Annotated in this window: 25 protein-coding genes and 1 pseudogene; 13 read left to right on the top strand and 13 right to left on the bottom strand. The window is 71.3% G+C overall.

Annotated elements, in window-relative coordinates:
* Nucleotides 1–296: 296 nt before the first annotated feature.
* From IH68_RS0130990 to IH68_RS0130975, 4 genes are read right to left on the bottom strand one after another with little or no spacing between them, the layout of a single operon-like run.
* Nucleotides 297–1,280, bottom strand: a complete 984-nt coding sequence (locus IH68_RS0130990) for a hypothetical protein (RefSeq protein WP_030941575.1) — start codon at nucleotides 1,278–1,280, stop codon at nucleotides 297–299.
* Nucleotides 1,277–2,242 carry an ABC transporter permease subunit gene (locus tag IH68_RS50330; protein ID WP_037885475.1) on the bottom strand — a complete coding sequence of 322 codons (966 nt, stop codon included), beginning with the start codon at nucleotides 2,240–2,242 and terminating at the stop codon, nucleotides 1,277–1,279. Before IH68_RS50330 ends, IH68_RS0130990 begins: the two co-directional genes overlap by 4 nt.
* On the bottom strand, nucleotides 2,239–3,153 hold the full coding sequence (locus IH68_RS0130980; RefSeq protein WP_030941573.1) for an ABC transporter ATP-binding protein: 915 nt from the start codon (nucleotides 3,151–3,153) through the stop codon (nucleotides 2,239–2,241). The genes IH68_RS50330 and IH68_RS0130980 overlap by 4 nt, the downstream gene beginning before the upstream one ends.
* Nucleotides 3,150–3,575, bottom strand: coding sequence for a GntR family transcriptional regulator (locus IH68_RS0130975; protein ID WP_030941571.1), 426 nt, complete (start codon nucleotides 3,573–3,575; stop codon nucleotides 3,150–3,152). The genes IH68_RS0130980 and IH68_RS0130975 overlap by 4 nt, the downstream gene beginning before the upstream one ends.
* Before the next feature lie 129 nt (nucleotides 3,576–3,704).
* On the opposite strand from IH68_RS0130975, the gene IH68_RS0130970 reads away from it, so the two are divergent.
* The 6 genes from IH68_RS0130970 to IH68_RS0130950 are packed head-to-tail and all read left to right on the top strand — an operon-like array spanning nucleotide 3,705 to nucleotide 8,300.
* The gene (locus IH68_RS0130970; RefSeq protein WP_030941569.1) at nucleotides 3,705–4,244 is read left to right on the top strand and encodes an RNA polymerase sigma factor; all 540 of its coding nucleotides are present in this window, start codon (nucleotides 3,705–3,707) and stop codon (nucleotides 4,242–4,244) included.
* Nucleotides 4,241–4,375 carry a hypothetical protein gene (locus IH68_RS59215; RefSeq protein WP_267883745.1) on the top strand — a complete coding sequence of 45 codons (135 nt, stop codon included), beginning with the start codon at nucleotides 4,241–4,243 and terminating at the stop codon, nucleotides 4,373–4,375. The genes IH68_RS0130970 and IH68_RS59215 overlap by 4 nt, the downstream gene beginning before the upstream one ends.
* Nucleotides 4,372–5,202, top strand: coding sequence for a membrane protein (locus IH68_RS0130965; RefSeq protein ID WP_030941568.1), 831 nt, complete (start codon nucleotides 4,372–4,374; stop codon nucleotides 5,200–5,202). The genes IH68_RS59215 and IH68_RS0130965 overlap by 4 nt, the downstream gene beginning before the upstream one ends.
* Entirely contained in the window at nucleotides 5,199–6,062 is an 864-nt protein-coding gene (locus tag IH68_RS0130960) for an ABC transporter ATP-binding protein (protein WP_030941566.1), read from the top strand. The genes IH68_RS0130965 and IH68_RS0130960 overlap by 4 nt, the downstream gene beginning before the upstream one ends.
* Nucleotides 6,059–7,591 (top strand): ABC transporter, encoded by a 1,533-nt coding sequence (locus tag IH68_RS0130955; protein WP_030941565.1) that lies wholly within the window; start codon nucleotides 6,059–6,061, stop codon nucleotides 7,589–7,591. Before IH68_RS0130960 ends, IH68_RS0130955 begins: the two co-directional genes overlap by 4 nt.
* Before the next feature lie 10 nt (nucleotides 7,592–7,601).
* Nucleotides 7,602–8,300: an ABC transporter gene (locus IH68_RS0130950; RefSeq protein ID WP_199931943.1), complete on the top strand. Its 699-nt coding sequence runs from the start codon at nucleotides 7,602–7,604 to the stop codon at nucleotides 8,298–8,300.
* A gap of 62 nt (nucleotides 8,301–8,362) precedes the next feature.
* Here the strand turns inward: IH68_RS0130950 and mshD are convergent, their stop codons facing one another.
* Complete coding sequence (gene mshD / locus IH68_RS0130945; RefSeq protein ID WP_030941561.1) at nucleotides 8,363–9,289, bottom strand: mycothiol synthase; 927 nt, start codon at nucleotides 9,287–9,289, stop codon at nucleotides 8,363–8,365.
* 175 nt (nucleotides 9,290–9,464) lie between these two features.
* Between mshD and IH68_RS0130940 the strand changes: the two genes are divergently transcribed.
* The 6 genes from IH68_RS0130940 (at nucleotide 9,465) to IH68_RS0130910 (ending at nucleotide 15,632) form a co-directional block, all read left to right on the top strand.
* On the top strand, nucleotides 9,465–11,264 hold the full coding sequence (locus tag IH68_RS0130940) for a bifunctional metallophosphatase/5'-nucleotidase (RefSeq protein WP_030941559.1): 1,800 nt from the start codon (nucleotides 9,465–9,467) through the stop codon (nucleotides 11,262–11,264).
* 58 nt (nucleotides 11,265–11,322) lie between these two features.
* Nucleotides 11,323–12,528 carry a DUF2993 domain-containing protein gene (locus tag IH68_RS0130935; protein WP_030941558.1) on the top strand — a complete coding sequence of 402 codons (1,206 nt, stop codon included), beginning with the start codon at nucleotides 11,323–11,325 and terminating at the stop codon, nucleotides 12,526–12,528.
* A 326-nt stretch (nucleotides 12,529–12,854) separates the two neighbouring features.
* Complete coding sequence (locus tag IH68_RS59210) at nucleotides 12,855–12,983, top strand: hypothetical protein (protein WP_267883744.1); 129 nt, start codon at nucleotides 12,855–12,857, stop codon at nucleotides 12,981–12,983.
* 113 nt (nucleotides 12,984–13,096) lie between these two features.
* Entirely contained in the window at nucleotides 13,097–14,881 is a 1,785-nt protein-coding gene (locus IH68_RS0130920; protein ID WP_037885472.1) for an ABC transporter ATP-binding protein, read from the top strand.
* A gap of 68 nt (nucleotides 14,882–14,949) precedes the next feature.
* Nucleotides 14,950–15,237 (top strand): hypothetical protein, encoded by a 288-nt coding sequence (locus tag IH68_RS0130915; protein WP_030941554.1) that lies wholly within the window; start codon nucleotides 14,950–14,952, stop codon nucleotides 15,235–15,237.
* Nucleotides 15,234–15,632: a hypothetical protein gene (locus tag IH68_RS0130910; protein ID WP_030941552.1), complete on the top strand. Its 399-nt coding sequence runs from the start codon at nucleotides 15,234–15,236 to the stop codon at nucleotides 15,630–15,632. Before IH68_RS0130915 ends, IH68_RS0130910 begins: the two co-directional genes overlap by 4 nt.
* A gap of 7 nt (nucleotides 15,633–15,639) precedes the next feature.
* On the opposite strand, the gene IH68_RS50325 is transcribed toward IH68_RS0130910, so the two are convergent.
* From IH68_RS50325 to IH68_RS0130875, 8 genes and pseudogenes are all read right to left on the bottom strand, one after another.
* A complete protein-coding gene (locus IH68_RS50325; RefSeq protein WP_051833817.1) occupies nucleotides 15,640–16,389 on the bottom strand; it encodes a PH domain-containing protein in 750 nt (249 codons plus the stop codon).
* Between the two features lie 55 nt (nucleotides 16,390–16,444).
* Nucleotides 16,445–16,564 (bottom strand): annotated as a pseudogene (locus tag IH68_RS59890) (pectin esterase); the annotation flags it as partial.
* A 120-nt stretch (nucleotides 16,565–16,684) separates the two neighbouring features.
* Entirely contained in the window at nucleotides 16,685–18,118 is a 1,434-nt protein-coding gene (locus IH68_RS0130900; RefSeq protein ID WP_030941548.1) for a sensor histidine kinase, read from the bottom strand.
* Entirely contained in the window at nucleotides 18,115–18,852 is a 738-nt protein-coding gene (locus tag IH68_RS0130895; protein ID WP_030941546.1) for a response regulator transcription factor, read from the bottom strand. The genes IH68_RS0130900 and IH68_RS0130895 overlap by 4 nt, the downstream gene beginning before the upstream one ends.
* Before the next feature lie 119 nt (nucleotides 18,853–18,971).
* Nucleotides 18,972–19,172, bottom strand: a complete 201-nt coding sequence (locus IH68_RS0130890; protein WP_030941544.1) for a hypothetical protein — start codon at nucleotides 19,170–19,172, stop codon at nucleotides 18,972–18,974.
* A gap of 33 nt (nucleotides 19,173–19,205) precedes the next feature.
* Nucleotides 19,206–20,264 carry a S1C family serine protease gene (locus IH68_RS0130885; RefSeq protein ID WP_030941542.1) on the bottom strand — a complete coding sequence of 353 codons (1,059 nt, stop codon included), beginning with the start codon at nucleotides 20,262–20,264 and terminating at the stop codon, nucleotides 19,206–19,208.
* 255 nt (nucleotides 20,265–20,519) lie between these two features.
* Complete coding sequence (locus tag IH68_RS0130880) at nucleotides 20,520–21,542, bottom strand: LacI family DNA-binding transcriptional regulator (protein ID WP_030941540.1); 1,023 nt, start codon at nucleotides 21,540–21,542, stop codon at nucleotides 20,520–20,522.
* Nucleotides 21,543–21,639: 97 nt separating this feature from the next.
* Complete coding sequence (locus tag IH68_RS0130875; RefSeq protein ID WP_030941538.1) at nucleotides 21,640–22,419, bottom strand: winged helix-turn-helix transcriptional regulator; 780 nt, start codon at nucleotides 22,417–22,419, stop codon at nucleotides 21,640–21,642.
* 183 nt (nucleotides 22,420–22,602) lie between these two features.
* Here IH68_RS0130875 and IH68_RS0130870 point away from each other — a divergent pair, with 183 nt between their 5' ends.
* Complete coding sequence (locus IH68_RS0130870) at nucleotides 22,603–23,466, top strand: alpha/beta hydrolase (protein ID WP_030941536.1); 864 nt, start codon at nucleotides 22,603–22,605, stop codon at nucleotides 23,464–23,466.
* Nucleotides 23,467–23,475 lie beyond the last annotated feature (9 nt).

Here is a 23,475-nt window from a genome sequence, read left to right as displayed (position 1 = left end):
CCCAGCGAAACGGGCGCGTCGGAAAGCGCGGGTGGGAGTGCTTTTGCGGAGCGGAGGGCGTCCCCGTTCCCCGCGGGCCCCTCGGGGGGCGGCGAAGGCTTCGGCACGGAGGGCGTCATTGGCTGAGCGTCGCAAGCCTGTCTGAACCGTTGGTTACGGCGACATGGCGTGCGGGATATCTGGGGGCGGCTCCCAGACGTCTACGTCGGCGGGACCGGCGTACGAGCCTGCTGGGAGCCGCCCCGAGAATACGTACGTCCATCCCCCCGTGGAAGGACGTACGCGCATCGGATGCCTCACACGGTGCGAGCGGTGCGGCGGCGGAGGACGAGGAAGGCGGCGGCGGTCGCGAGGGCGGCGATCGTGAGGAGGATGCCGGTCTCGACGAGGTTCATGGGCCAGTAGTGGGACTGGGGGTGGTAGACGGTGTAGTAGCCGTCGATGCCCAGTCTGTCGAGGCAGCGCCTGGCCTCTGCGGCGGTGCCGTCGCAGAGGCCGTAGGCGTCGATGTTCGGGTTCCGCTGCCCGTGGACGAGGACGCCGGTCTCGACCCCCCATGTGCCCTTGCCCGCCTGCTCGACCTGCCAGACGCCGTTGCCCATCGGAAGCGGCCTCGCGAAGGTGCGTGTCACCGTCGGCCACAGGTCCACGCGGTACTGCTCCAGGCAGCGGTTGAGCACGATCATCACGGTGACCGCGACGCCCAGCGCGGGCAGCGAGCGGCGCAGCACGAGCGCGCTGAGCGTGCCGACGGCGAGGGCGGCGAGGCTCCACGCCGCCAGGGTGGGGCCGCGGTCGGCGAACACCTCGGGGAAGGTCCAGTCGTCGCCCAACAGGGCGTGGTTCGCCGACCGGGCCCAGCCGTAGACGAGGGAGAAGAGCGTGCCGCCGAGGACGATCGCCAGCGCGGGCAGGGCGAGCTTGGTGGCGAGCCAGCGGGCGGGGCTCACGCCCTGCGTCCAGGCGAGCTGCGCGGTGCCGTGCTCCAGTTCGCGGCCGATCAACGAGGTGGCCGCCCAGGCGGCGACGGCCCAGAAGGTGTAGTAGGCCAGGGTGACGACCCAGCCCATCAGCTCGGTGAAGCCGAGGGCGGTGAAAGGGGTGTCGCAGTGCCCGATGCGGCTGCAGGCGGCGATCGTCCGGCGGGCGGAAGGTGCGGTGACCTCGTTCAGCCACACCAGACACGCGACGGCGCCCACGATGAACACGGCCCACACGATCAGCGTCGTGCGGTGCACTCGTATGACGGCGCGAGCGGCGCCGGTGGTCAGGGCGGTCATACGAGGGTTTCCTTGCGGGCGGCCCGAGCAGGGGCGGGCAGGAGACGGAAGGCGAGGAAGGTCGCGAGGGCGGCGACGGTCAGGACGATGCCGGTCTCCACGAGGTGCAGGGGCCAGTAGTGGGACTGGGGGTGGAAGACCTGGTAGTAGCCGGTGATGTGCAGGTCTGCGGCGCACTGCTTGACCTGGGCGGGGGTGCCGTCGCATGGCGTGGTGCCGGTGTACGCGACGCGGTGGCCGTGCTCGATGGCTCCGTCCTCCAGCTGCCAGGCGTGCCGGGTCGTCAGGGCCTCGGTCGCCGTGACGCGGGTCACCGGCGGCCATAGGTGTTCGCGGAAGCGTTCCAGGACGAAGTGCAGCGCCCAGGTCACGGCGAGGGAGGCGCCGAGGGCAGGCAGTGTGCGGCGCAGCAGCAGGGCGGTGAGCGTGCCGACGGCGAGCGCGCACAGGGCGTAGGCGACCGTCGCCGGGCCGCGGGCCACGAAGGTGACGACGGAGAACCAGGCGCCGTCGCGCAGGCCGGGGTGGGCGTTCCAGGCGTGGCGGTACGCCAGGACCAGCGCCGTGCAGCCGAGCGTGAGCAGCAGTGCGGGCACGGCGAGCTTGGCGGCCAGCCAGCGGGCCGGGGAGACGCCCTGTGTCCACGCCAACTGCGCGGTACCGGACTCCAGTTCGCGGCCGATCAGGGAGGCGCCCGCCCAGGCGGCCACGGCCAGGGAGCTGTAGCAGACGAGCGTCGCGCCCCAGACGGTCCGCTGGCCGTAGTTCAGCTGGTCCAGGATGTTGCAGGTCCCGTGATGGTCGCAGTAGGCCCGCTCCCGCTCGCCCGCGCTCGACGTCACCGTGTTCAGCCAGACCAGCCAGCCGATCAGGGCGGCCACGAAGGCACCCCACACGATCAGCGCCGGGCGGTGCAGCCGCAGGACCGTCCGGGGCAGTCCCGGCACCCGGAGCGCGCTCACAGCGCGGCCTTCTCGGACTCGGACGCGGCTTCGGCCGGTGTCGTACCCGGGGCCTGGGGGTTGCGCAGGTAGGAGAGGACGAGCTCCTCCAGGGAGGGCGCGCTCGTGCGCAGGCCCTCCGGGAGCGGGCCCGCCGGGCGGATCAGCGCGCTGAGCTGGCGGCCCGTCGTACGGGACTCGACGACGGTGTGCGGGTCGAGGGAGGTCGCGAGGCCGGACACGCGCACATGCGCCTCCAGCAGCTCGTCGATCTCCCCGGCGAGGCGGACGCGGCCGCCGCCTATGAGCAGCAGGTGGTCGCAGGAGCCCTCCAGTTCGGCGACCACGTGCGAGGACATCACGATCGTGGTGCCGTACTGCGCGGCCTGCGCCATCAGCACCCCCATCAGTTCGTGCCGGGCCAGCGGGTCGAGGTCGGCCATCGGCTCGTCCAGGAGCAGCAGTTCGGGCCGCTTGGCGAGGGCGAGGGCGAGCGCGACGCGGGTGCGCTGGCCGCCGGAGAGCGCGCGGATCTTCGTCTTCGGGTCGAGGTCGCCGTCGGCGACGATCCGCTCGGCGGTCGGTGCGTCCCACCGGTCGGGGTTGAGGTCGGCGCCCATGCGCAGCGTCTCGGCGACCGTGAGGTGCGGGTAGAGCGGCTTGTCCTGCGCGACGAAGCCCACGCGGGCGCGGGCCGAGGCCGGGTCCGTGCCGAGGACGGTGACCCTGCCCTCGGTAGGGACCAGCAGCCCGGCGGCGAGCGCCAGGAGCGTGGACTTGCCCGCCCCGTTCGGGCCGACGACGGCGCACACGCGGCCCGCGGGCAGCCGGAAGCCGCAGTCGCGCAGCGCCCAGCCCCCGGCCCCCCGGCGCCTGCCGAAGCGCTTGCCCACAGCGGCCGCCTCCAGGGCGAAGCCGGTGGTGTCGGTCATGAAAGGTCCCCCTGGCTGTGCTGGTCCGAACTGTGCTGGGCCGGGAAGTCGGCGAAGTGCTTCTCGAGTACGGCGGTGAAGAGCGCGGCCACGTCGTCCCGGTCCAGGCCGGCCGCGCGGGCCTTCGCGGCCCAGACGTCCAGCTCCCCGTGCAGGGGGGACTCGGCCGGTGCGGTGCCCAGTGACCGCCGTACGAAGGTCCCCAGGCCCCGGCGGGCCTCGACCAGGCCCTCGCGTTCCAGCTCGCGGTAGGCCTTCAGGACCGTGTTCGGGTTGATGGCGGTGGCCTCGACCACCTCGCGGGCTGTGGGCAGCTTGTCCCCCGGTTCCAGGAGGCCCAGACGGAGGGCCTGCTTGGTCTGCTGGACGATCTGGACGTAGGTGGCGACGCCGGAGCGCCGGTCGATGCGGTACTCGACCACGCGGACAACCACCCTTTCACTAATTGAGTAGTGAAAGGGTGGTTGAAGTGGCCTGTGAAAGTCAAGCCGCCTGAGAAAGTCGAGGGAAACCGTGTGAACCGATCCGCGGGGCCGGTCCGATGAGGGGACGTGAGCGAAACGAGAAGCGACGGTGAGCTGCTGCGGGCCGCCGCGGACGGGGACCGGCGCGCCTTCGAGGAGCTGTACCGGCGGTACGCGCCGTGGCTGACCGCCCGGCTGCGCGGCCGGTGCGCCGACGCGGGCGTGGTCGACGACGTCGTACAGGAGACGTTCCTCGCGATCTGGCGGGGCAAGGCCCGCTACCGGGAGGACGGCGACGTCGCCGGATGGCTGTGGCGGATCGGCTCCCGGCGGCTGATCGACGCGCTGCGGAGCGACGGGGCCCGGGGGCGCCTCAGGCAGGCACTGTCCAGGCTGCGGCACCGGGACGAGGCGTCCGCGGAGGAACGCGTGCTCGCGGGGGTGGAGCACGGGGATCTCGCGGGTGCCCTGGTCCGGCTCTCACCGGAGCTGCGCGCGGTGCTCCAGGCCACCGTCATCGACGGCCTGACCACCCGGGAGGCCGCCGTCCTGCTCGGGATACCGCCGGGGACGGTCAAGACACGGGCGATGCGGGCCCGTAAGCAACTGCGGGAGGCGCTGACATGAGCGGGCGGATGTGCAATCGGGTCTGGCGGGCCGCGCGCCGGCCGCACGGGCAGGGAAGCGGCGGCATGGGCAGGCAGGTGCGCGACCGGGCTCTGCCGGGCCGCGTGCCGGTGCTGGAGGTGACGGCATGACCTGGCATGTGGATGCAGAGGACCTACGGGCCTACGCCCGGGGCGAGTTGGCGCCACCCGCGCTGTGGTCCGCCGACACCCATCTCGTCGCGTGCGCGCAGTGCCGTGGCGTTCTCGCCGAGGTCGGTGACCCGGACCGGGTCGACGCCGGCTGGGAGCGGCTGGACGCCGAGCTGGATGCGCCCCGGCCGGGGGTGTTCGAGGGGCTGCTGATGCGGCTGGGGGTCGCCGATCACACCGCGCGGCTGCTCGCGGCCACGCCCGTGCTGCGCCGTTCCTGGCTGGGTGCGGTCGTCGCCGTGCTGGTGATGAGCGTCGTCGCGGCCCACGCGGGTACGGCGGCCGCCTCGCCCACGCTCTTCCTCGCCCTTGCGCCGCTGCTGCCCCTCGGCGGGGTCGCGCTGTCGTACGGACCCGCGCTGGACCCGACGTACGAGATGGCGGTGGTCGCGCCGATGCACGGGTTCAGGCTGCTGATGGTGCGGACGGTGGCCGTGCTCACCGCCGTGCTCGGCCTCAGCGGCCTGGCGACGCTCGCGCTGCCGGGCTACGGACTGGGCGCCCTCGCCTGGCTGCTGCCCGCGCTGGCCCTGACCTCGACCGGCCTGGTCCTCACCGCCCGGCTCGGCCCGGTGCTCGCGCCGTCGCTGGTCGGCGGGGTGTGGGTGGCGCTGCTCCTGGCGGCCCGCGCCTACGACGCGGGCGCCACGCCCGTGCCGTTCACCGCGGCCGGCCAGGGGGTGGCGGCGGCGGTCGCCGCGCTCGCCGGCGGGCTGCTCTTCTTCGTACGTGACCGTTTCGACCGCTTCCAGGGGGATGCCGTATGACACCGACCGTTTCCGCTTCCGGGCTCAGTCTCCGCTTCGGCGGGACACAGGCCCTCGACGAGGTGTCGCTGCGGCTGACCTCGGGCGTCACCGGGCTGCTCGGGCCCAACGGGGCAGGAAAGACCACCCTGTTGCGTGTGCTGGCCACCGCCGTGCCCCCGGACCGGGGTGCCTTCACCGTGCTCGGGCACGACCCGGCGACGGCGGCCGGCCGGCAGGAGGTGCGGCGCAGGCTCGGCTATCTGCCGCAGACGCCCGGCTTCCACCCGGACTTCACGGCCTTCGAGTTCGTCGACTATGTGGCGATCCTCAAGGAGGTGACGGACCGGGGTGCCCGGCACCGGGAGGTGCGGCGCGTGCTGGACGAGGTCGACCTCGGCGACGTACGTGCCAAGCGCATCAAGAAGCTGTCCGGCGGGATGCGGCAGCGGGTCGCGCTGGCCGCCGCGCTGGTCGGCGACCCCGGTTTCCTCGTGCTCGACGAGCCGACCGTCGGGCTCGACCCCGAACAGCGCATGCGCTTCCGGGAGTTGATCGCACAGGCTGGGGAGGGTCGCACCGTCCTCCTCTCCACCCACCAGACCGAGGACGTGGCGATGCTCTGCCACCGTGTGCTGGTGATGGCGGGCGGCAGCATCCGCTTCGACGGCACGCCCGCCGAACTGACCGCACGGGCGGCCGGACGGGTGTGGAGCAGTACGGAACGCGACCCCGGCGCGAAGGCGGGCTGGCGCACCGGCACGGGCACCTTCCGCAACGTCGGCAGTCCGCCCGTCGGCGCCGACCTGCTCGAACCCACCCTGGAGGACGGCTACTTGCTCACCCTGGACGGCGCGGGCGCGGAGGTGGCGGCCGCATGAGCACGCTCATGGAGGCGACGGCCCCGCCCGTCGTAGACGGCGAACAGCGCCGCAGCTGGGCGGCCGTGTTCGCCCTCGCCCGCTTCGAGGCACGCGATCTGCTCCAGTACATCCCGGTGGCGGCGACCCTGCTGTTCTACGTCGGCTACACCGGCTGGAAGCTGGTGTCCCCCTCGGACGGCATGGCCGCCTACCCGGCGCTCCAGGACGTCGACCGTGCGACCCAGGCCACGCCGATCCTGCTCGGCATCGCCCTGTTCGTCTGCGTCAACCGGGCCGCGCTGCGCTCCCGCCGGCGCGGTACCGACCGCCACTTCGACGTGCTGGTCATGGAGCCGTGGCGGCGCACGGTCGGGCACGTCCTGTCCGTGGTGCCGTTCGCCGTGCTCACCGCACTTGTCGTGCTGACCCAGTTCACCTGGCAGGCGCTGCGGTCGGGCGCGGTGGGCCACGGGTCGGTGGCCGAACTGGCCGTGGCTCCGCTGTACGTGCTGCTCTTCGGGGCCCTCGGCCTGCTGGTCGCCCGGCTGATCCCGTCCGCGTTCGCCGCCCCGATCGTGGTGATCGGTCTCTTCACCGCCCTGCTCTTCGTCTCCACGGGGACGGGTGATGCGCAGTGGAGCCGCTGGCTGTCACCGGTCGTGAGCGAGACCAGCAGCTCGACCCTGCCGTCCGACCTGCTCGGCCGCCCCGCGGCCTGGCACGCCCTGTACCTCGCCGGGCTGGTTCTGCTGGCGGCCATGGCCGCGGTGGTGGCGGCCGGCGGCCGGTCCTGGCCGCTGAAGGCGGGTCTCGCGGGTGCGCTGGCCCTCGCGCTGACCGGCGCGGTCGGGCAGTCCGGAGGCGTCTCGCCGGAGCTGGCGGCGGCCCGGGAGCGGGCCACGGTCTCCCCGGAGAAGGAGCAGTCGTGCGTACGTCACGGCGCCTCGCAGTACTGCGCCTTCGACGAGTGGAACGCCCGGACCGGTACCTGGGCCGGGGTCGTCGACCGCGTCCAGGCCCTCGCCGGTGGCACGGCCGCGAGCCGGCCCCTGCTCGTACGGCAGCGGATCGACGCCCGCTACGGCCTCGACGGCGACGCGGCGATCGAACCGTCCACCACACCCGGCCAGGTGACGGTCGGCACGCGCTGGGGCGGCAACAGGGTGCCCGAGTTCGCGGTCGGCGTCGCCTCCGTGCTGGTCGGCGGCGACGAGAAGAAGGGCAGCGAGCTCTGCGACGGCCGCGTGGTGACGGTGATGTGGCTGGCACTGGGCCGCGACGCGGACCCGTTCGCCGACCTCAAGCACGTCCGCCTCGACGACAGCCTGAGCGGCCCGGCGATCGCTCTGACACCGACCAACCCGGTGTCGATGTCGGCCGGACAGACCGATGTCGTACGGGAGTTGCTCTCCCGCCCGCGCGGTGAGGTGACGTCCGCGGTCAAGGCCCACTGGTCGCAGCTGACGGCTCCCAAGGTGACCACGGCCGAGGTGGCGCGGGTGCTCGGGACCAAGGTGCCGAAGGGGGCGGACGAGTGTGGGCGGTGAGCGGACGAGTGTGAGAAGTGAGCGCAAAACCGTGCCGGTGAGCGGGGCGCTGGTGGCGGCCGTGGCACGCACGGTGCCGTGGCGGGCGCTCGGGGCGGGTGCGGCCGTGGGGCTGCTGCTCGTCACCCTGCCACGGCTGTCCGACGGCCCGCCGGGTGCCTGGCTCGCGCTCACCCTGCTGCGGGCCGCCGCCCTCGCCTTCGCGCTGGGCCTGACGTTCCTGCTGGACGACCCGGCCCGGCACCTCACCACACCCGTCACCACCCCGCGTTGGGTGCGCACGGGCCTGCGGGTGCTGCTGGTCGCGCCGGTGGCCGCGCTGTGGTGGACGGCCGCACTGGCCCTCGTCCCGCACGGCGTACGTCCCCCGGTCGGCGCCGTCACCCTGGAGGCCGGCGCAACCGCCGCCCTCGCCCTGGCCGCGGCGGCCATCGCCGTACGCCTCACGGACGAGCCCGAACCGGGCCCGTCGGTGGCGGCCGCCGTCCTGACCGCGGCGACGCTGGGGGCCCTGCTGATCCCCAGCCGCTGGACCCTGCTCGCCACCGCCGGTGATCCCCGCTGGGGGGATGCGCATGAGCGGTGGGGGGTGCTGCTGGGGATTGCGGCGGTGGCGTTGGGGATCTGTCTGCCGGAGCCGGTGCGGCACTTTCAGCCCGTCCGGCGTTTGAGGACGAGGCCGGAGGCCGATGGGGGTCTGGGGGCGTAGCCCCCAGGGACGCGCACCCCGACTGGCCCGCACAACACTCCGCCCGACCGCCGGAGGCTGGCTCACGTCTCCGTGCGGTACATCAGATCCGTCTCGTACGTCGTGAACCCCAGCCGCTCGTACACCGACACCGCCGCCTTGTTGTCCCCGTCGACGTACAGCATCGCGGTCGGCAGCCCCTGCGCCTCCAGATGGCGCAGCCCGATCGTCGTCAGGGCCTTGCCCAGCCCCCCGCCCTGCGCCCCGGGACGCACCCCGAGGACGTACACCTCACCCAGCCGGTCGGCCGCATGCACCTTCGTCCAGTGGAAGCCGATGAGTTCGCCGCCCTGGAAGGCGAGGAAGAAGCCCGCGGGGTCGAACCACGGCTCGGCCTTGCGGTCGTCGAGGCCGCGCTGGGTGAGGGAGCCCTGCTCGGGGTGGTGGGCGAAGGCGGCGGCGTTCACCGCGAGCCAGGCGGCGTCGTCCTCGCCGGGGACGAAGGTACGGACCGTCACGGCCGACGGCAGCACCGGCTCGGGCAGGTTCAGGTCGGTCAACGGCCGCCGCATCTGCCGCAGTTCGCGGAAGAGCGTGAGCCCCAGGACCTGCGCGAGATGCCGGGCCGCGGAGTGCCCGCCGTGCGCCCACACCCGCAGCCGCTTGCCGGAGGCCGCGAGCAGTGCCGAGCCGAGCGCCCGCCCGTGCCCGTGCCCGCGGTGCGCGGGGTGCACGACCAGCTCGGCGGCCGGCGCCTCCACCGGGTCGGTGTCCTCCAGCTGCGCGTAACCCACGAGCTCGTCGCCGACGCTGAGCAGCAGATGGGACACGCCCTCGCGTTCGCCGCCGCGCAGCTGCAGCCGCCCCTGTTCGGACACCGCCTGCTGGCCGTCGTCCTCGGCGGCCGCGGCGAGCAGGGAGAGCACGGCCTCGGTCTGCTCCGGGGAGAGCGCCGAGTAGGTCTCGATGGAGCGGGTCCGGCCGGGCCGGGCGGTGTCGTCGCTGGTCATGCGTACGAGGGTAAGCGGAGCGCCCCGCAAAGTGGGGGTCAACGGAAGGGCAAAGGGAAACCAGGATGTAACCACGAATCCCTTTTCGTGCTACGCGCGTTGACTCTAGGCTGCGCCGGACGAGGCCATGACATTCAGCAGACCCGCAGGCCTCAATGGACCCTCAGGGGGGCGCATGCCAGCCACTTCCCAGCCGTACCCGCGCCGCAGACGGGCGTTCCGTCTCGTCGCCGCAGCCGCCGGACTCGCCACCGCCGGCGCCCTTGCCGCCGCGCTTCCGGCGGACGCGCACGAGACGAAGGGCGGCGGTCACCACCCGAGCCGCTACCAGGACGTACAGCTGCTGTCCTTCAACGACCTGCACGGCAACCTGGAGCCGCCGTCGGGCTCGTCCGGCCGGGTCACCGAGCTGCAGGCCGACGGTACGACGAAGACCATCGACGCCGGTGGTGTCGAGTACCTCGCGACCCATCTGCGCGAGGCCCGCAAGGGCAAGGCGTACTCCATCACGGCGGCCGGCGGCGACATGGTCGGCGCCTCCCCGCTGATCTCGGGCCTCTTCCACGACGAGCCCACCATCGAGGCGCTGAACAAGCTCGACCTGGACGTCACCTCCGTCGGCAACCACGAGTTCGACGAGGGCGCCAGGGAACTGGCCCGGCTGCAGAACGGCGGATGCCACCCCACGGCCGGCTGCTACACGGACCAGGAGTTCGAGGGCGCCGACTTCCCCTACCTGGCGGCGAACGTCCTCGACGAGAAGACGAACAAGCCGATCCTCAAGCCCTACTGGGTGTGGAAGAAGAAGGACGTCAAGATCGGCTTCATCGGCGTCACGCTGGAGGACACCCCGGGAGTCGTCTCCGCCGAAGGAGTCAAGGGCCTCAAGTTCAAGGACGAGGTCGAGACGATCAACAAGTACGCGCGTGTGCTCCAGGCACAGGGCGTGAAGTCGATCGTCGCGCTGATCCACGAGGGCGGCCTGCCCGCCTCCGGCTCGTACAACTACAACTGCGACTCCGCGGGCGCGGGCAGCGGCATCTCCGGCCCGATCGTCGACATCGCGAAGAACATCACGCCGTCGGTGGACGCTCTGGTCACGGGCCACACGCACGCGGCCTACGTCTGCACGATCCCCGACCCGGCGGGCAGGCCACGCATGGTCACCTCGGCCGCGTCCTTCGGCCGTCTCTACACGGACACCACGCTGACGTACGACCGCTTCACCGGTGACATCGCCCGTACCGCGGTCAAGTCGGCGAACCACGTGGTCACCCGGACCGTCGCCAAGGCGCCGGACATGACCGAGCTGATCGGCAAGTGGAACACCCTGGCCGCGCCCATCGGCAACCGTACGATCGGCTACATCTCCGCCGACGTCCCCAACACCGGCACCGAGTCCCCGATGGGCGACCTGATCGCCGACGCGCAGCTCGCGTACGGCAAGGAGCTCGACCCGGAGACCGACCTCGCGCTGATGAACCCGGGCGGGGTGCGGGCCGGGCTGACCTACGCGGCCAAGGGCAGCGAGGGCGACGGGGTGGTCACCTACGCCGAGGGCTTCACCGTCCAGCCCTTCTCCAACACCGTGAATCTGCAGAACTTCACCGGCGCCCAGTTGATCCAGGTCCTGAAGGAGCAGGTGAGCGGCACGAACGCCGCCGCGCCGAAGATCCTGCAGCCCTCGTCGGGCCTGACGTACACGCTGGACCTGACGAAGACGGGCGCGGACCGGGTGGTGACGGACTCCATCAAGCTCAACGGGTCCGCGATCGACCCGGCCGCCACCTACCGTGTCGCCACCAACAGCTTCCTCGCGGGCGGCGGTGACGGCTTCCCGACGCTCGGGCAGGGCACCGGTGACCTGGTGGGCACCGACGACCTGGCCGCGCTGGAGAAGTACCTGACGGCCAACTCCTCGGCCGGCGGCCCGATTTCGCCCCCGGCGGCCGACCGGATCACGATCGTGAGCTAGATCGCATACCTGAGGTAGAGGTTGCGGGTGGGGGGCGTTCGCATGGTCGGATGGATCGATGCGTGCCCCCCACCACATAACGACGCATCCTGGTACAAACATCAACGACTTTTTCGAGGGTGCCTCTGCCGCAAGCGAGGTCGAGTTCGTCGCGAGCGAGGAAGAGGAGGACGAGCCCTGGGCTCCGCCCAACCACCGTCGCCGCGGCCGCCGCAGGCGAAAACGCTTCGCGGGCCTGCCGCTCGCGCTGAAGGCGGTGGTGGGCGTCGTCGTCCTCGCCGCCTTCCTCACCCTCGCCGACCGCTGGGCGCTCCTGTACGCCGAGCGCCGGGCGGCCGATGAGCTCAAGGCCCGGATGCACCTGAGCGCGGCGCCCGAAGTGGACATCGACGGCTTCCCCTTCCTCACCCAACTCGCCAACGGCAGAGTGAAGTCGGTGAAGGTCACCGTGCCGGACGTCGCCGCCGACCGGGTCACGCTGGCCACGGTGACGGCGACCGCACACGACGTACGGCTGGACGCGCCCGACGGACCGACCTCCGTACGTGGCGCGGGGATTCCCCGGCTCGACGGCGACGTACTGCTTTCCTTCGACGACCTGAACCGCGAACTCGGCGCGTCCCAGGTGACGTTCACGGGAGAAGGCCACGACCGGGTGCTGGCGCGCGGCACGCTCCCGGTGGCCGGCCACGACCTCCGGCTGCGGGCCGACGCCCGTATCGGCCGGGACGGCGAGCACGGCATCGCCACCCAGATCGGCGGAATGCGCCTGGACATCGGGGACTTGGCCACCTACCGGCCCGGCACCCGCGCCTCCGAGGGCCTGCACCTGACCCGCACCTCCGCCGCACGCCTCGCGCACGAGACGAAGAAGGCGAAGGCGCTGTTCGCGGTTCCGGCGGTGATACGGCGGCTCGGCGTACCCGACTCCGTCGTACGCACGGCCCTGCGCTCCGACACCGAGCTGGCGCGCGTGACGGGCTCACCGCGCTTCATCCACCGGGCCATGCGGCTCAACCTCATCGACCTGGCACTGGAACACCCGGCCCTGCTCAAGCGCCTCGGCTTCGACCCGTCCCTCCTGGACGCCCTGCCCCGGCTCACCCGCCCGGTGCTGGTCGACCGCCTGTCCCTGGGCTTCCGCCTGCCCACACCGCACCGCGGTGAGCTGCGGCTTCGGGATGTGCGGGTGGAGAAGGACGGGATTCGGGTGCGGATCGAGGGCTCGGGCCTTGCGGTCGGCAGCACCCCCGGCGCCCCATAAAAGCTGTGTGAGTGCGGATTCGGTTCCGCAATTTACATAAGAATCTCTCACAGCATCAACTCAGGAACCTCTAAGCGGTATTGGACTTTTCCTGCTTCGGGAATGCCGTAATGTTTTCCATGTCGAAAGCGAACGACGCGAAACGAAGGAGAACATAATGAGCTTCCATAAGATCGCCCCGGTCAAGAAGGCCCACAAGCCCGCGCCGGCCCCCAAGAAGAAGGCCCCGAAGAAGCCCGCGCCGAAGCGCCCCGTCGGCCACAAGTGCTGACACAGAATTTAGCTCGGTAAATCAAAGCAATTCACAGCCAGAAAGGCAGAATCCCATGAGCTTCCACAAGATTGCCCCGGTGAAGAAGAACGACTGCAAGAAGGGTGCCCCGGCCCCCCGCAAGAAGGCGCCGAAGAAGCCCGCCCCGGCCCCGAAGCGCCGCCCCGTCGGCCACCAGGGCTGAGCCAGGCCACGAGGCGGGGTCACCGGTCGGCGAGCATCCTGCTCGCACCGGGGCCCCGCCTCGGCCATGTCCGATGGCCGTATCAAGGGCCGTGTGCCCGAAGGGAGTCGACCATGAGCGAGGTCCGTGCGGCCTTCCGCCGTTTCTGGCCGCTGACCCGCGGCGACCGCAAGTGGCTCGTGGCGATCGTCGCGTGCGTGGTGGTGTCCGCGCTCGCCGAGACCGCCTCGATCCTGCTGTTCGCGGAGCTCACCGACAACGCCCTGAAGGCCGGCTCGCTCTCCGCCTTCTGGGGCCCGGCCGGTGCCTGGCTGGCCGTCGCCGCGCTCGGCGCGCTCGTCGGCTACCTCGGCAACTCCCTTGCCACCTGGACCGCGGAGAGATTCGTGCTGCGGCTACGGGCGGGCGTCTTCCGGCATGTCCAGGGCCTGCCACCGCACTTCTTCCAGAAGCACCGCCAGGGCGACCTGGTCGAGCGGCTGACCGGTGACGTCGAGGCCATCGAGCAGATGGTCGTCTCGGGCGTCGTCGGCACGGCGTCGGCCGCCTTCTCGGCGGTCTTCTACTCCTGCGCCGCCCTCTACCTGCGCTGGGACCTGGCCCTGGCCACGTTCGTCCTCGCGCCCCTCTTCCTCCTCGCCGCCCGCCGCTTCTCCGGCCGTATCAGGACGGCCTCGCAGGACGAACGGGTCGCCGACGGCGCGATCACCTCCGTCGTGGAGGAGTCGCTCGGCAACATCGTCCTCACCCAGGCCTACAACCGCCGCCGGGACGAGGAGCAGCGCCTCGACCGCGAGGCGCGCGCCTGGATGACGGCATCGGTCCGCGGGGCCCGCCTCAGCGAGATGTACGAGCAGTTCGTCGAGGTCGTGGAGACCCTCTGCGTGCTGGCCGTCATCGGCCTGGGCGTCTGGGAGATCTCGGCCGGCCGTATGACCCTCGGCCAGCTCCTCGCCTTCGCCGCCTTCCTGGGCTACCTCTACCCGCCGGTCCGCAACCTCGGCCGGCTCGGCCTCACCCTCACCGCGGCCACCGCGGGCGCCCAGCGCCTGAACGAGATCCTGGACGCGAAGCCCGCCGTGGCCGACCCCGCCCAACCGGTCGCCGAATGGCCGGTGCGCGGCTGGGTCGCCTTCCACGACGTGTCCTTCCGCTACCCCGAGTCCCGCCGCGCCTCCCTGCGCGACGTGACCTTCACCGCGGGGCCCGGCGAGCTGGTGATCGTCACCGGTTCGAGCGGCGCAGGCAAGTCGACCCTCTCGAAGCTCCTCACCCGCTTCTACGACCCCGCGCAGGGCACGATCACCCTGGACGGCGTCCCGCTCACGGACGTACCGCTGGAGTTCCTGCGCGAGAACGTGGCGCTGCTGCCCCAGGAGACCCTCGTCCTCAGCGGCACCATCCGGGAGAACATCGCCTGCGGGCGGCCCGGCGCGAGCGACGAGGAGATCGAGCAGGCGGCCCGCGAGGCGGCGGCGCACAACTTCATCACCGCCCTGCCCGAGGGGTACGACACCCACATCGCGCCCGGCACGGCCGCCCTCTCCGGCGGCCAGCTGCAGCGCGTCGCCATCGCCCGCGCGATGCTCCGCGCCGCACCGGTCCTGGTCCTGGACGAACCGACCGCGGGCCTGGACGCGGTGGCCGCCCGCCAGGTGGTGACACCGCTGCGCAAGCTGATGGCGGGCCGTACGACGATCATGATCACGCACGACCTGAGCCTCGCACCGGACGCGGACCGGATCCTCGTCGTCGACCGGGGCCGCCTGGTGGAGGCGGGCACCCACCAGGAACTCCTCGCCCGCTTGGGCGCCTACGCCCGGCTCGCCGAGCCGCTGCCGGACGCCGTGGCCGACGTACCGCCGACGCAGGACGAGACGATGATCCTCAGGTGGTAGCCCACATGTTCGGGTGATGTGGGTGCGGAATGGGCACCGGGGTGCAGTAGCGGCCCTATGGTGGAGCCATGGCAGAGCACACGACCATTCAGGTGTCCCGGCAGGCCCGCGACCATCTCGCCCAGGTGGCCAAGGAGCGGGGGATGACTTTGGGGCAGCTTGTCGAGCAGTTGGCCTCGGAGCAGCTCACGGCGGAGCAGATCGCGGAGCGCGTCGCCGCGACCCGCAAGGTGCTGCGTGAGCGCATGGGCTGCACGCTGACCGACGAGGAGTTCGATCAAGGGCCGGATGTCCTGGCCAACATCTATGCGATGGCTGCCGAGAAGATGCACGGCCTGCGGGGCGGGGCCGCGTGATCATTCTCGACACGAGCGCGGTTGTCGCCCTGTCCCAGGGGCACCGCGCTCTGCACCACCTCGCCGACAACGTCGCCCACACGCCGGGGGACTGGCTGCACATCCCGGCACTGTGTCTGATGTACGCGGAGTCGACCGAGAAAGGGGTGGCGAGCGACGTTCTCGCACTCCCCGGGGTCATGATCGACCCGCTCGGCCAGACTGCGGCGGCCACGGTCGGCGGGATGATCCGGGACGGGTGGGGCGGTCCCGACATCTGTCACGCGCTCTACGTCGCCACTCCGCACCACGAGTCCGGCGGTATGTCGATCATCCTGACCGGCCGGGACAGCGACTACCCGCCCGGCATCCTCACCGTCGACATCGACTCCCCAGGCATGCTCGGCAACTACTGACCGGACGCTACGGCCGCGGTACGGGGGAGACCGGCGGACGACCGCCCCAGTACCGGTCGAGTGCGGCGCCCAGGACGCCGAAGGAGACCAGCGGTACGCAGACGAGCAGCAGGAACGCATGCTCGGGCCGCCCGTCGACGGCCTCCCAGAAGTCGACCACGGACATGGCGATCAGCACCGCGAGCGCCCCGTATGCAGCCCACGTCCACGCCTTGCGCCGTGCCGCCCCGCGCAGGATCCGCGCCTCGACCTCAGGACGTGGCTCCCAGGCCAGGCTGCGGTACGGGGCGGCCGTCAGGCACAGCTCCGAGACCTCGGCATACGGGTCGGCCAGCTGCCAGTCGTCGAGATGCCAGAGCAGGTGACGGCGGCCCTCCTCGTCGTAGAGGAAGCTGAGCCAGCGGGGGCCCATCGAGCCCATTCCGCGTGGAGCGTGCTCGACCCGGATGTCGTACACCTCGTGCCAGGTCCAGGAGCGAGAGCGCAGGCGCCCCTGAACGGTGATGCCGGAAGCCGTGACGCGGGTGTGCGCCCGCACTTGCTCCAGTGCGATACGGACGAAGGTCGCCACCATGAGCAGTGACACCGCCAACGGCGCCCATCCGGGCGGCCCGTCGCGATAGGCGTACGGATCGTCGAATCGGGTCGCCTGGATGAGGGCGTTCGCGCCGATCACCGCCATAAGGCCCAGCTGCAGCCACGGCAGCCCGCGCCGTCTTCGGTACACCCGCTCGATCCCGCCCGTGTCCCCGCCCATACGCCCTCCCCGGCATCCATGTCCGAGGTGATCGTAGAGCGGGGAGCTGAGGGAGTCAGGAGGCGGTCGGCGTCCAGCCGGCCAGCCAGTCCGCGACCTCCTGGTCCGCGGCCTGCGCGTCGGTCAGCTGCGGCCGGTCACTGCTCGCCGCACCCGACCCCGCACCGGTGTTCCGACTGGGAGGACATCCACCGCGTCCCCTACGGCACCGAGGTCACCATTCCCGAAGGCCCCTCGAAGGATTCGTGATCGGGGAGACGATCACCGGCCCGAAGCGCGGCTGAGGCCGGCCGGACTACGGCCCTTCCGGCGGCGGCGTCGGCGCCCCCGGCAGCCGTACCGTCGCCACCGTGCCGCCGCCCTCCGCGCGGGCCAGGGTGACCTCGCCGCCCGCCTGCTCCACCGTCCGCGCGACTATCGACAGACCCAGGCCCGAGCCCGGCAGCGCCCGTGCGCTCGGTGAGCGCCAGAAGCGGTCGAAGACGTAGGGGAGTTCCTCGGCGGGGATGCCGGGGCCGTGGTCGCGGACGGTCAGGATGCCGCTGCCGAGCTCCACCTCGATGGTGCCGCCCTCGGGGCTGAACTTCACCGCGTTGTCGAGGATGTTGACGACCGCCCGCTCCAGGGCGGAGGGCTCCGCCCGTACGTACCAGGGATGCAGGTCCGCCGTGATCGTCAGCTCCGGCCCGCGCAGCCGTGCCCGGCGCAGCGCCGCTTCCACCGTGTCCTCCAGCGAGATCACCTGCACCCGCTCGCCCCGCTGGCCCGCCGACCGCGACAGCTCCTGCAAGTCGCCGATCAGCGCGGCCAGTTCGGTCATCTGCGCCTTCACAGAGGCGAGCAGCGCCTTGCGGTCGGCCGGGGGGAGGGGGCGGCCGGTCTCCTCGCTGCGGGTGAGGAGTTCGATGTTGGTGCGGAGGGAGGTGAGGGGGGTGCGGAGTTCGTGGCCGGCGTCGGCGATGAGCTGTTGCTGCAGGTCGCGGGAGCTGGCGAGGGACGCGGTCATCGAGTTGAAGGAGCGGGACAGCCGGGCCACCTCGTCCTCGGCGTCGTCCTCCACCGGGATGCGGATGCCCAGGTCCTCGGTCCGGGCCACGTGTTCGACGGCCTCGGTGAGTTTGTCGACTGGGCGCAGTCCCGCGCGGGCGACCGCGAGGCCTGCGGCGCCGGCGCCGAGGACTCCGACGCCGGAGACGAGGAGGAGGATCAGGGCGAGTTCGTTGAGGGTGGACTGCGTGCCCTTGAGCGGGACCGCGAGTTGCAGCGCGACCCCCTGTGAGTCGTTCTGGTCGACGCCCAGGTACAGGGTCAGCACGCGGACGGCGTTGCCGTGGTCGTCGGTGCCGTTGCGGAAAGTACCCCGGAGGAACTTCCCCGCCTTGATCACGTCCTTGTCGGAGCCGGTGACCTGGACCGTGCCAGGGGAGCTCGGGTCGACGCAGGGTGCGCCGCTCTCCTTGATCGCTTGAACGTAGTTGTTCCGGCCCGGATAGTTCTGGGTGTTCTCCTGCGGGTTCTGCGTGCACCTCTGCAGCAGCTGGTTGACCGTGCCGGGCCTGCCCGCCATCTGGTTGAGATCGTCGTTGACCTGGTCGTACAGCTTCCCCTGCACAATGAACCAACAGGTCACCGACACCGCCGCCACCGCAAACGCCACAGCGGCAGCGACGAGCATCGCCAGCCGCGAGCGGATCGGCAGCGTCTGGAAGCGGCGCAGAACCTTCCTCACTCCGCGCCGCCCTGCCGCAGTACGTACCCGACGCCCCGCACGGTGTGCACGAGGCGCGGCTCCCCGCCCGCCTCCGTCTTGCGGCGCAGGTACATCACATACACGTCCAGAGAATTGGAGCTCGGCTCGAAGTCGAAGCCCCACACCGCCTTCAGGATCTGCTCACGCGTGAGCACCTGACGCGGGTGGGCCATGAACATCTCCAGGAGGGTGAACTCCGTGCGGGTCAGCTCCACCGGGCGCCCGCCCCGCGTCACCTCCCGGGTCGCCAGATCCATCCGCAGGTCGGCGAAGGTCAGTGCCTCGTCCTCCTGGAGGGCCCCGGCAGCCGCCGCGGCCGCGTACGAGCTGCGCCGCAGCAGGGCACGGACGCGCGCGAACAGCTCGTCCAGCTCGAAGGGCTTGACCAGGTAGTCGTCGGCGCCGGCGTCCAGGCCCGTCACGCGGTCGCCGACGGTGTCGCGCGCCGTCAGCATCAGGATCGGCGTTGTCGTGCCCGCCCCCCGCATGCGGCGTGCCGCGGTCAGGCCGTCCATGCGCGGCATCTGGATGTCGAGGACGACCAGGTCGGGCTGGTACGCCGTCGCCTTCTCCAGGGCGTCCGCACCGTCGACCGCGACCTCCGTCTCGTAGCCCTCGAAGGCGAGGCTGCGCTGGAGCGCTTCGCGTACGGCCGGCTCGTCGTCGACGATCAGGATGCGCTGCGGGTCACGGTCGCCATCGGCGGGGCTCATGGGATTCGGATTCCTCGGGTGCGGTGGGACGACAGGAGCTCAGGGGGCCGGCACTGCTGAACGCCCTCAGCGTCGCATGTTTCCCTGCGGGCACGTGAAGACAGGAGCAGCGGCGGGGATCAGCCGTGCATCGTCGCGAGCCGGTTCAGCGGCACCTTGCGGCGGTGCGGGCGGGCGGCCGTGGTGTGCAGGCCCATCAGCTGCGGGGCCACCTCGGGCGCCCGGGTCGTCGGTGCGTGCAGTTCGTACGCCACCTCGAGGGCCAGGGCGAGACCGGCCGGGTCGGTGCCGGCGGCGGTGTGGGAAACCTGCTGGAACATGACGTACTCCCTACTGGACCGGGGGCCCCTGGATCAGCTGGTGGAACCGGACCGCAGCGTGGCCAGGTCGGACTTGACGGTGTTGATCGGGATGGCGAAGCCGAGGCCGACGCTGCCGGCGTCCGACGAACCCGAGGACGACTGCGAACTGGCCGAGTACATCGCGGAGTTGATGCCGATGATGTTGCCCGCGGCGTCGATCAGCGCGCCGCCGGAGTTGCCCGGGTTGAGGGAGGCGTCGGTCTGGATCGCCTTGTACGTCGTCGTCGAGGACCCCGTGTCGCCGTTGAACTGCTGGCCGCCGAAGGAGAACGGCCACCGGCCGTCACCGCCGCCCTGGCCCTGTCCCTGGCTCTGGCCCTCGTCGGTCGAGACGGTCACGTCGCGGTTCAGGGCCGAGACGATGCCACTGGTGACCGTGCCGCTCAGGCCCTCGGGGGAGCCGATCGCCACGACCGTGTCGCCGACCTGGACGCCGGAGGAGTTGCCGAGCGTGGCCGGCCTGAGACCGGAGGCGCCCTCCAGCTTGATCAGGGCGAGGTCCTTCTTGCTGTCGGTGCCGACGACCTTCGCGGTGTACGACTTCCCGCTGCTGGTCGTCACCTTGATCGACTGGGCGCCGGAGATGACGTGGTTGTTGGTGACGACCTCGCCGCCGCTGGTGATGATCACGCCGGAGCCGGTCGACGAGCCGTTGCTCAGCGTGGCGCTGATCTCGACCACGCTCGGGCTGACCGCCGCGGCGATGGTGGCGACGTCACCCTTCTTGCCGGCCGGCACCACATTGGTGCTGGTGCTGCTGGTGGCGACGGTGTCGTTGCCGGTCAGCTCCTGGAAGCCGTACGCGGTGCCGCCGCCGATCGCCGCGGCGACGATCGCCACGGCTGCCAGCAGGGCCATGGGGCCCCGGGCCCGCTTCTTCGGTGCCGGAGCGGCGGGCTCGACCATGACCTGCTGCACCGGTGGCTGCGCCGGCGGGGGCGGCCACTCGGGGTTCACAGGGGAGGAGGCGTGCTGCGGGGTGCCCTGCTGCGGGTTCCCGTAGCTGTCATAGCTCTCGTACTCGCCGCTGCGGCGGAAGCTCTCGGTCATGACAACGAGCTTGAACCGTGACCATGAGAGCTTCCTGAGTGCCGGCTGAGAAGCCCGGCAGAACCTTGTTTGCCCGATATAAAGAGCGTTCTCGCGCCTTCGGTCAGCTTCTCAGCCGGACCTCATGCAGGCGCCCCATCAGGGGCGCGGGGCTGTGCTGATATGCGGCTCCGCCGCGATGGGGGTCCCCCCGCTCGAGCGAAGTCGAGAGTGGGGGAGCGACCAGCCACAACGAACAAACCGCAAGCCGAACGCCTACGAGCATCCGCAGGAACCCCGGGCCACCAGTCGCGAAGGAAACGTCTTCAACCGCTCCCGCCGAGCCCCGGCCACCCGCAACCCATCATCAAGCACAAGATCCACCGCGGCCCGAGCCATGGCGCTGCGGTCCGACGCAATCGTGGTCAACGGAGGATCCGCCAGCGCCGCCTCCTTGATGTCGTCGAAGCCGGCCACCGCCAGCCGGCCCGGCACGTCGATGCGCAGCTCGCGGGCGGCCCGCAGCACGCCGATCGCCTGGTCGTCGGTGGAGCAGAAGATCGCGGGCGGTCGCTGCGGCCCGGAGAGGATCTCCAGCGCCACGCGGTAGGCGTCGTAGCGGTTGTACGGCGCCTCGAAGAGCCGCCCCTCGGTCGAGATCCCGGCCTCGTCCATCGCGCGCCGCCAGCCCTCGACGTGGTCGGAGACGGGGTCGCCGACCGCCGGGGTCTCGGCGGTGCCGCCCATACAGGCGACGTAGTCGTAGCCGTGCTCGATGAGGTGGCGTACGGCGAGCTGGGCGCCGCCCAGGTCGTCGGTGACGACGGCGACGTCGTCGATGGCCTCGGGCCGCTCGTGCAGCAGGACCACCCGGGCGTCCCAGGCCTCGATCTCCGCGGCGGCCTGGTCGTTGAGGGCGTGCGAGACGAGGATGAGCCCGGAGACCCGCATCCCCAGGAAAGCGCGCAGGTAGTGGACCTCGCGCTCGCTGACGTAGTCGGTGTTGCCGACGAGCACCATCTTTCCGCGCTCGGAGGCGGCCTGTTCGACCGCGTGCGCCATCTCCCCGAAGAAGGGCTGGCGCGCGTCCGGGATGATCAGGCCTATGAGGTCGGTGCGCCGGGACGCCATCGCCTGGGCGACCCGGTCCGGCCGGTACCCCAGCTCCTTGATGGCGGCGAGGACACGCTCGCGCGTGGCCGGGGCGACCGGCCGGGGTCCGTTGTTGATGACGTAACTGACGACCGCGGTCGAAGTCCCCGCCAGTCGCGCCACATCATCCCGAGTCACCTTGGCCACGCGCGGAGTCTACGCGGATATACCGGCCCTGGGCAGGGCGAGAAGGAGCTTGCCTCCACGCTCTCTGTGCGGAAGCAATGCCCCTTCCGGCGGTCCGCTATGCCTCGGCCGCCACCTCGGTGCTGTCCAGAGCGGCGGTCTCGTCCGCATCCTCCGGCTTTGCCCGGTCTGCCTTGGCCTTGGCCTCGTCGGAGACGCGATCGGCCTTCTCGGGAGTAACGAATCGATAACCGACGTTCCTGACGGTCCCGATCAGCGACTCGTGCTCGGGGCCGAGCTTGGCGCGCAGGCGTCGTACATGGACGTCGACCGTCCGGGTGCCGCCGAAGTAGTCGTAGCCCCAGACCTCCTGCAGCAGCTGCGCACGCGTGAAGACGCGGCCCGGGTGCTGTGCGAGGTACTTGAGGAGCTCGAACTCCTTGAAGGTGAGGTCGAGAACCCGCCCCTTGAGCTTCGCGGAGTACGTCGCCTCGTCGACCGACAGGTCGCCGTTGCGGATCTCCATGGGGGAGTCGTCGTTGACGATCTGCTGCCGGCCCATGGCCAGCCGCAGTCGCGCCTCGACCTCCGCCGGGCCGGCGGTGTCGAGGAGCACGTCGTCGATGCCCCAGTCGGCGGTGACGGCCGCGAGGCCGCCCTCGGTGACGACGAGGACGAGCGGACAGCCGGGGCCCGTGGAGCGCAGCAGCTGGCAGAGGCTGCGGACCTGGGGCAGATCACGGCGGCCGTCGACGAGGATGACGTCGGCACCGGGGGTGTCGACGAGGGCGGGGCCCTCCGCCGGAGCCACTCGCACGGTGTGCAGGAGCAGACCGAGGGCGGGGAGCACCTCCGTCGACGGCTGGAGGGCATTGGTCAGGAGCAGCAGAGAACTCATACGTCTGGTTCCTCCTCGGTCCCTGCGAGGACGTGTGTGGTGCATCACCTGCTCTGCGATCCCGAAAGGCCCCGTACACCTGCGGTCAACTGGAGTTTCCCGCTTCGTATACAACGCTTCCGAAAGCACAAAAGGACCCGGGGGCTACGCTGCCCGAGTCCTCTGCCCAGCAGAATAGCCCACATGAGCATCACTCCGGCAGGTCATGTGGCGCGATCCACCGTTCGTCCGAATCGTGAGACGGGCAGACGGGGGCCTTTCCGTACGTTTCTGCGCACCGACGACGAGGTTGCGATCGATTCCGTATACGACCCGGGTGTCGTCGTATACGACGCCTCGACGCCACCTTCCGTTGTTCCGGTGTTCGTCGTCGCCCACGGATTCACCGGCGACGTGGACCGGCCACATGTTCGGCGGGTGGCGGAGGCGTTCGCGCAGTACGGGGCCGTGGTCACGTTCTCCTTCCGCGGCCACGGCGCCTCCGGCGGCCGCTCGACGGTCGGCGACCGTGAGGTCCTCGACCTGGCGGCCGCGGTGGAGTGGGCGCGGGGCTTCGGGCACGCGCGCGTGGTGACCGTCGGCTTCTCGATGGGCGGCTCCGTGGTGCTGCGCCATGCGGCGCTGTACGGAAAGGGGCGCGAGGGGCGCACCGAAGCGGCGACGGACGCCGTGGTTTCGGTGAGTGCACCCGCCCGCTGGTACTACCGGGGCACGGCCCCTATGCGGAAGCTGCACTGGCTGGTAACGCGGCCGGAGGGCCGGCTGGTGGGCCGCTACGGATTCCGTACCCGGATCCACCACCGGGAGTGGGACCCGGTGCCGCTGTCCCCCGTGGAGGCCGTACCGCGGATCGCTCCCACGCCGTTGCTGATCGTGCACGGCGACCGGGACGGGTACTTCCCGGTCGACCACCCCCGCATGCTGGCCGACGCCGCCGGTGACCGGGGCGAACTGTGGCTGGAGCCCGGCATGGGCCACGCGGAACACGCGGCCACCGACGCTCTGCTGGCCCGTATCGGGACCTGGGGTGCCGCGCAGGCGGGCTAGCCTGACCGT

Origin of the sequence: Streptomyces sp. NRRL S-646, from assembly GCF_000720765.1 — a bacterium.
In the GTDB taxonomy this organism is placed as follows: domain Bacteria; phylum Actinomycetota; class Actinomycetes; order Streptomycetales; family Streptomycetaceae; genus Streptomyces.
The sequence above is the reverse complement of the archived record's forward strand: the minus strand, read 5'-3'. Positions and strand labels throughout refer to the sequence as shown.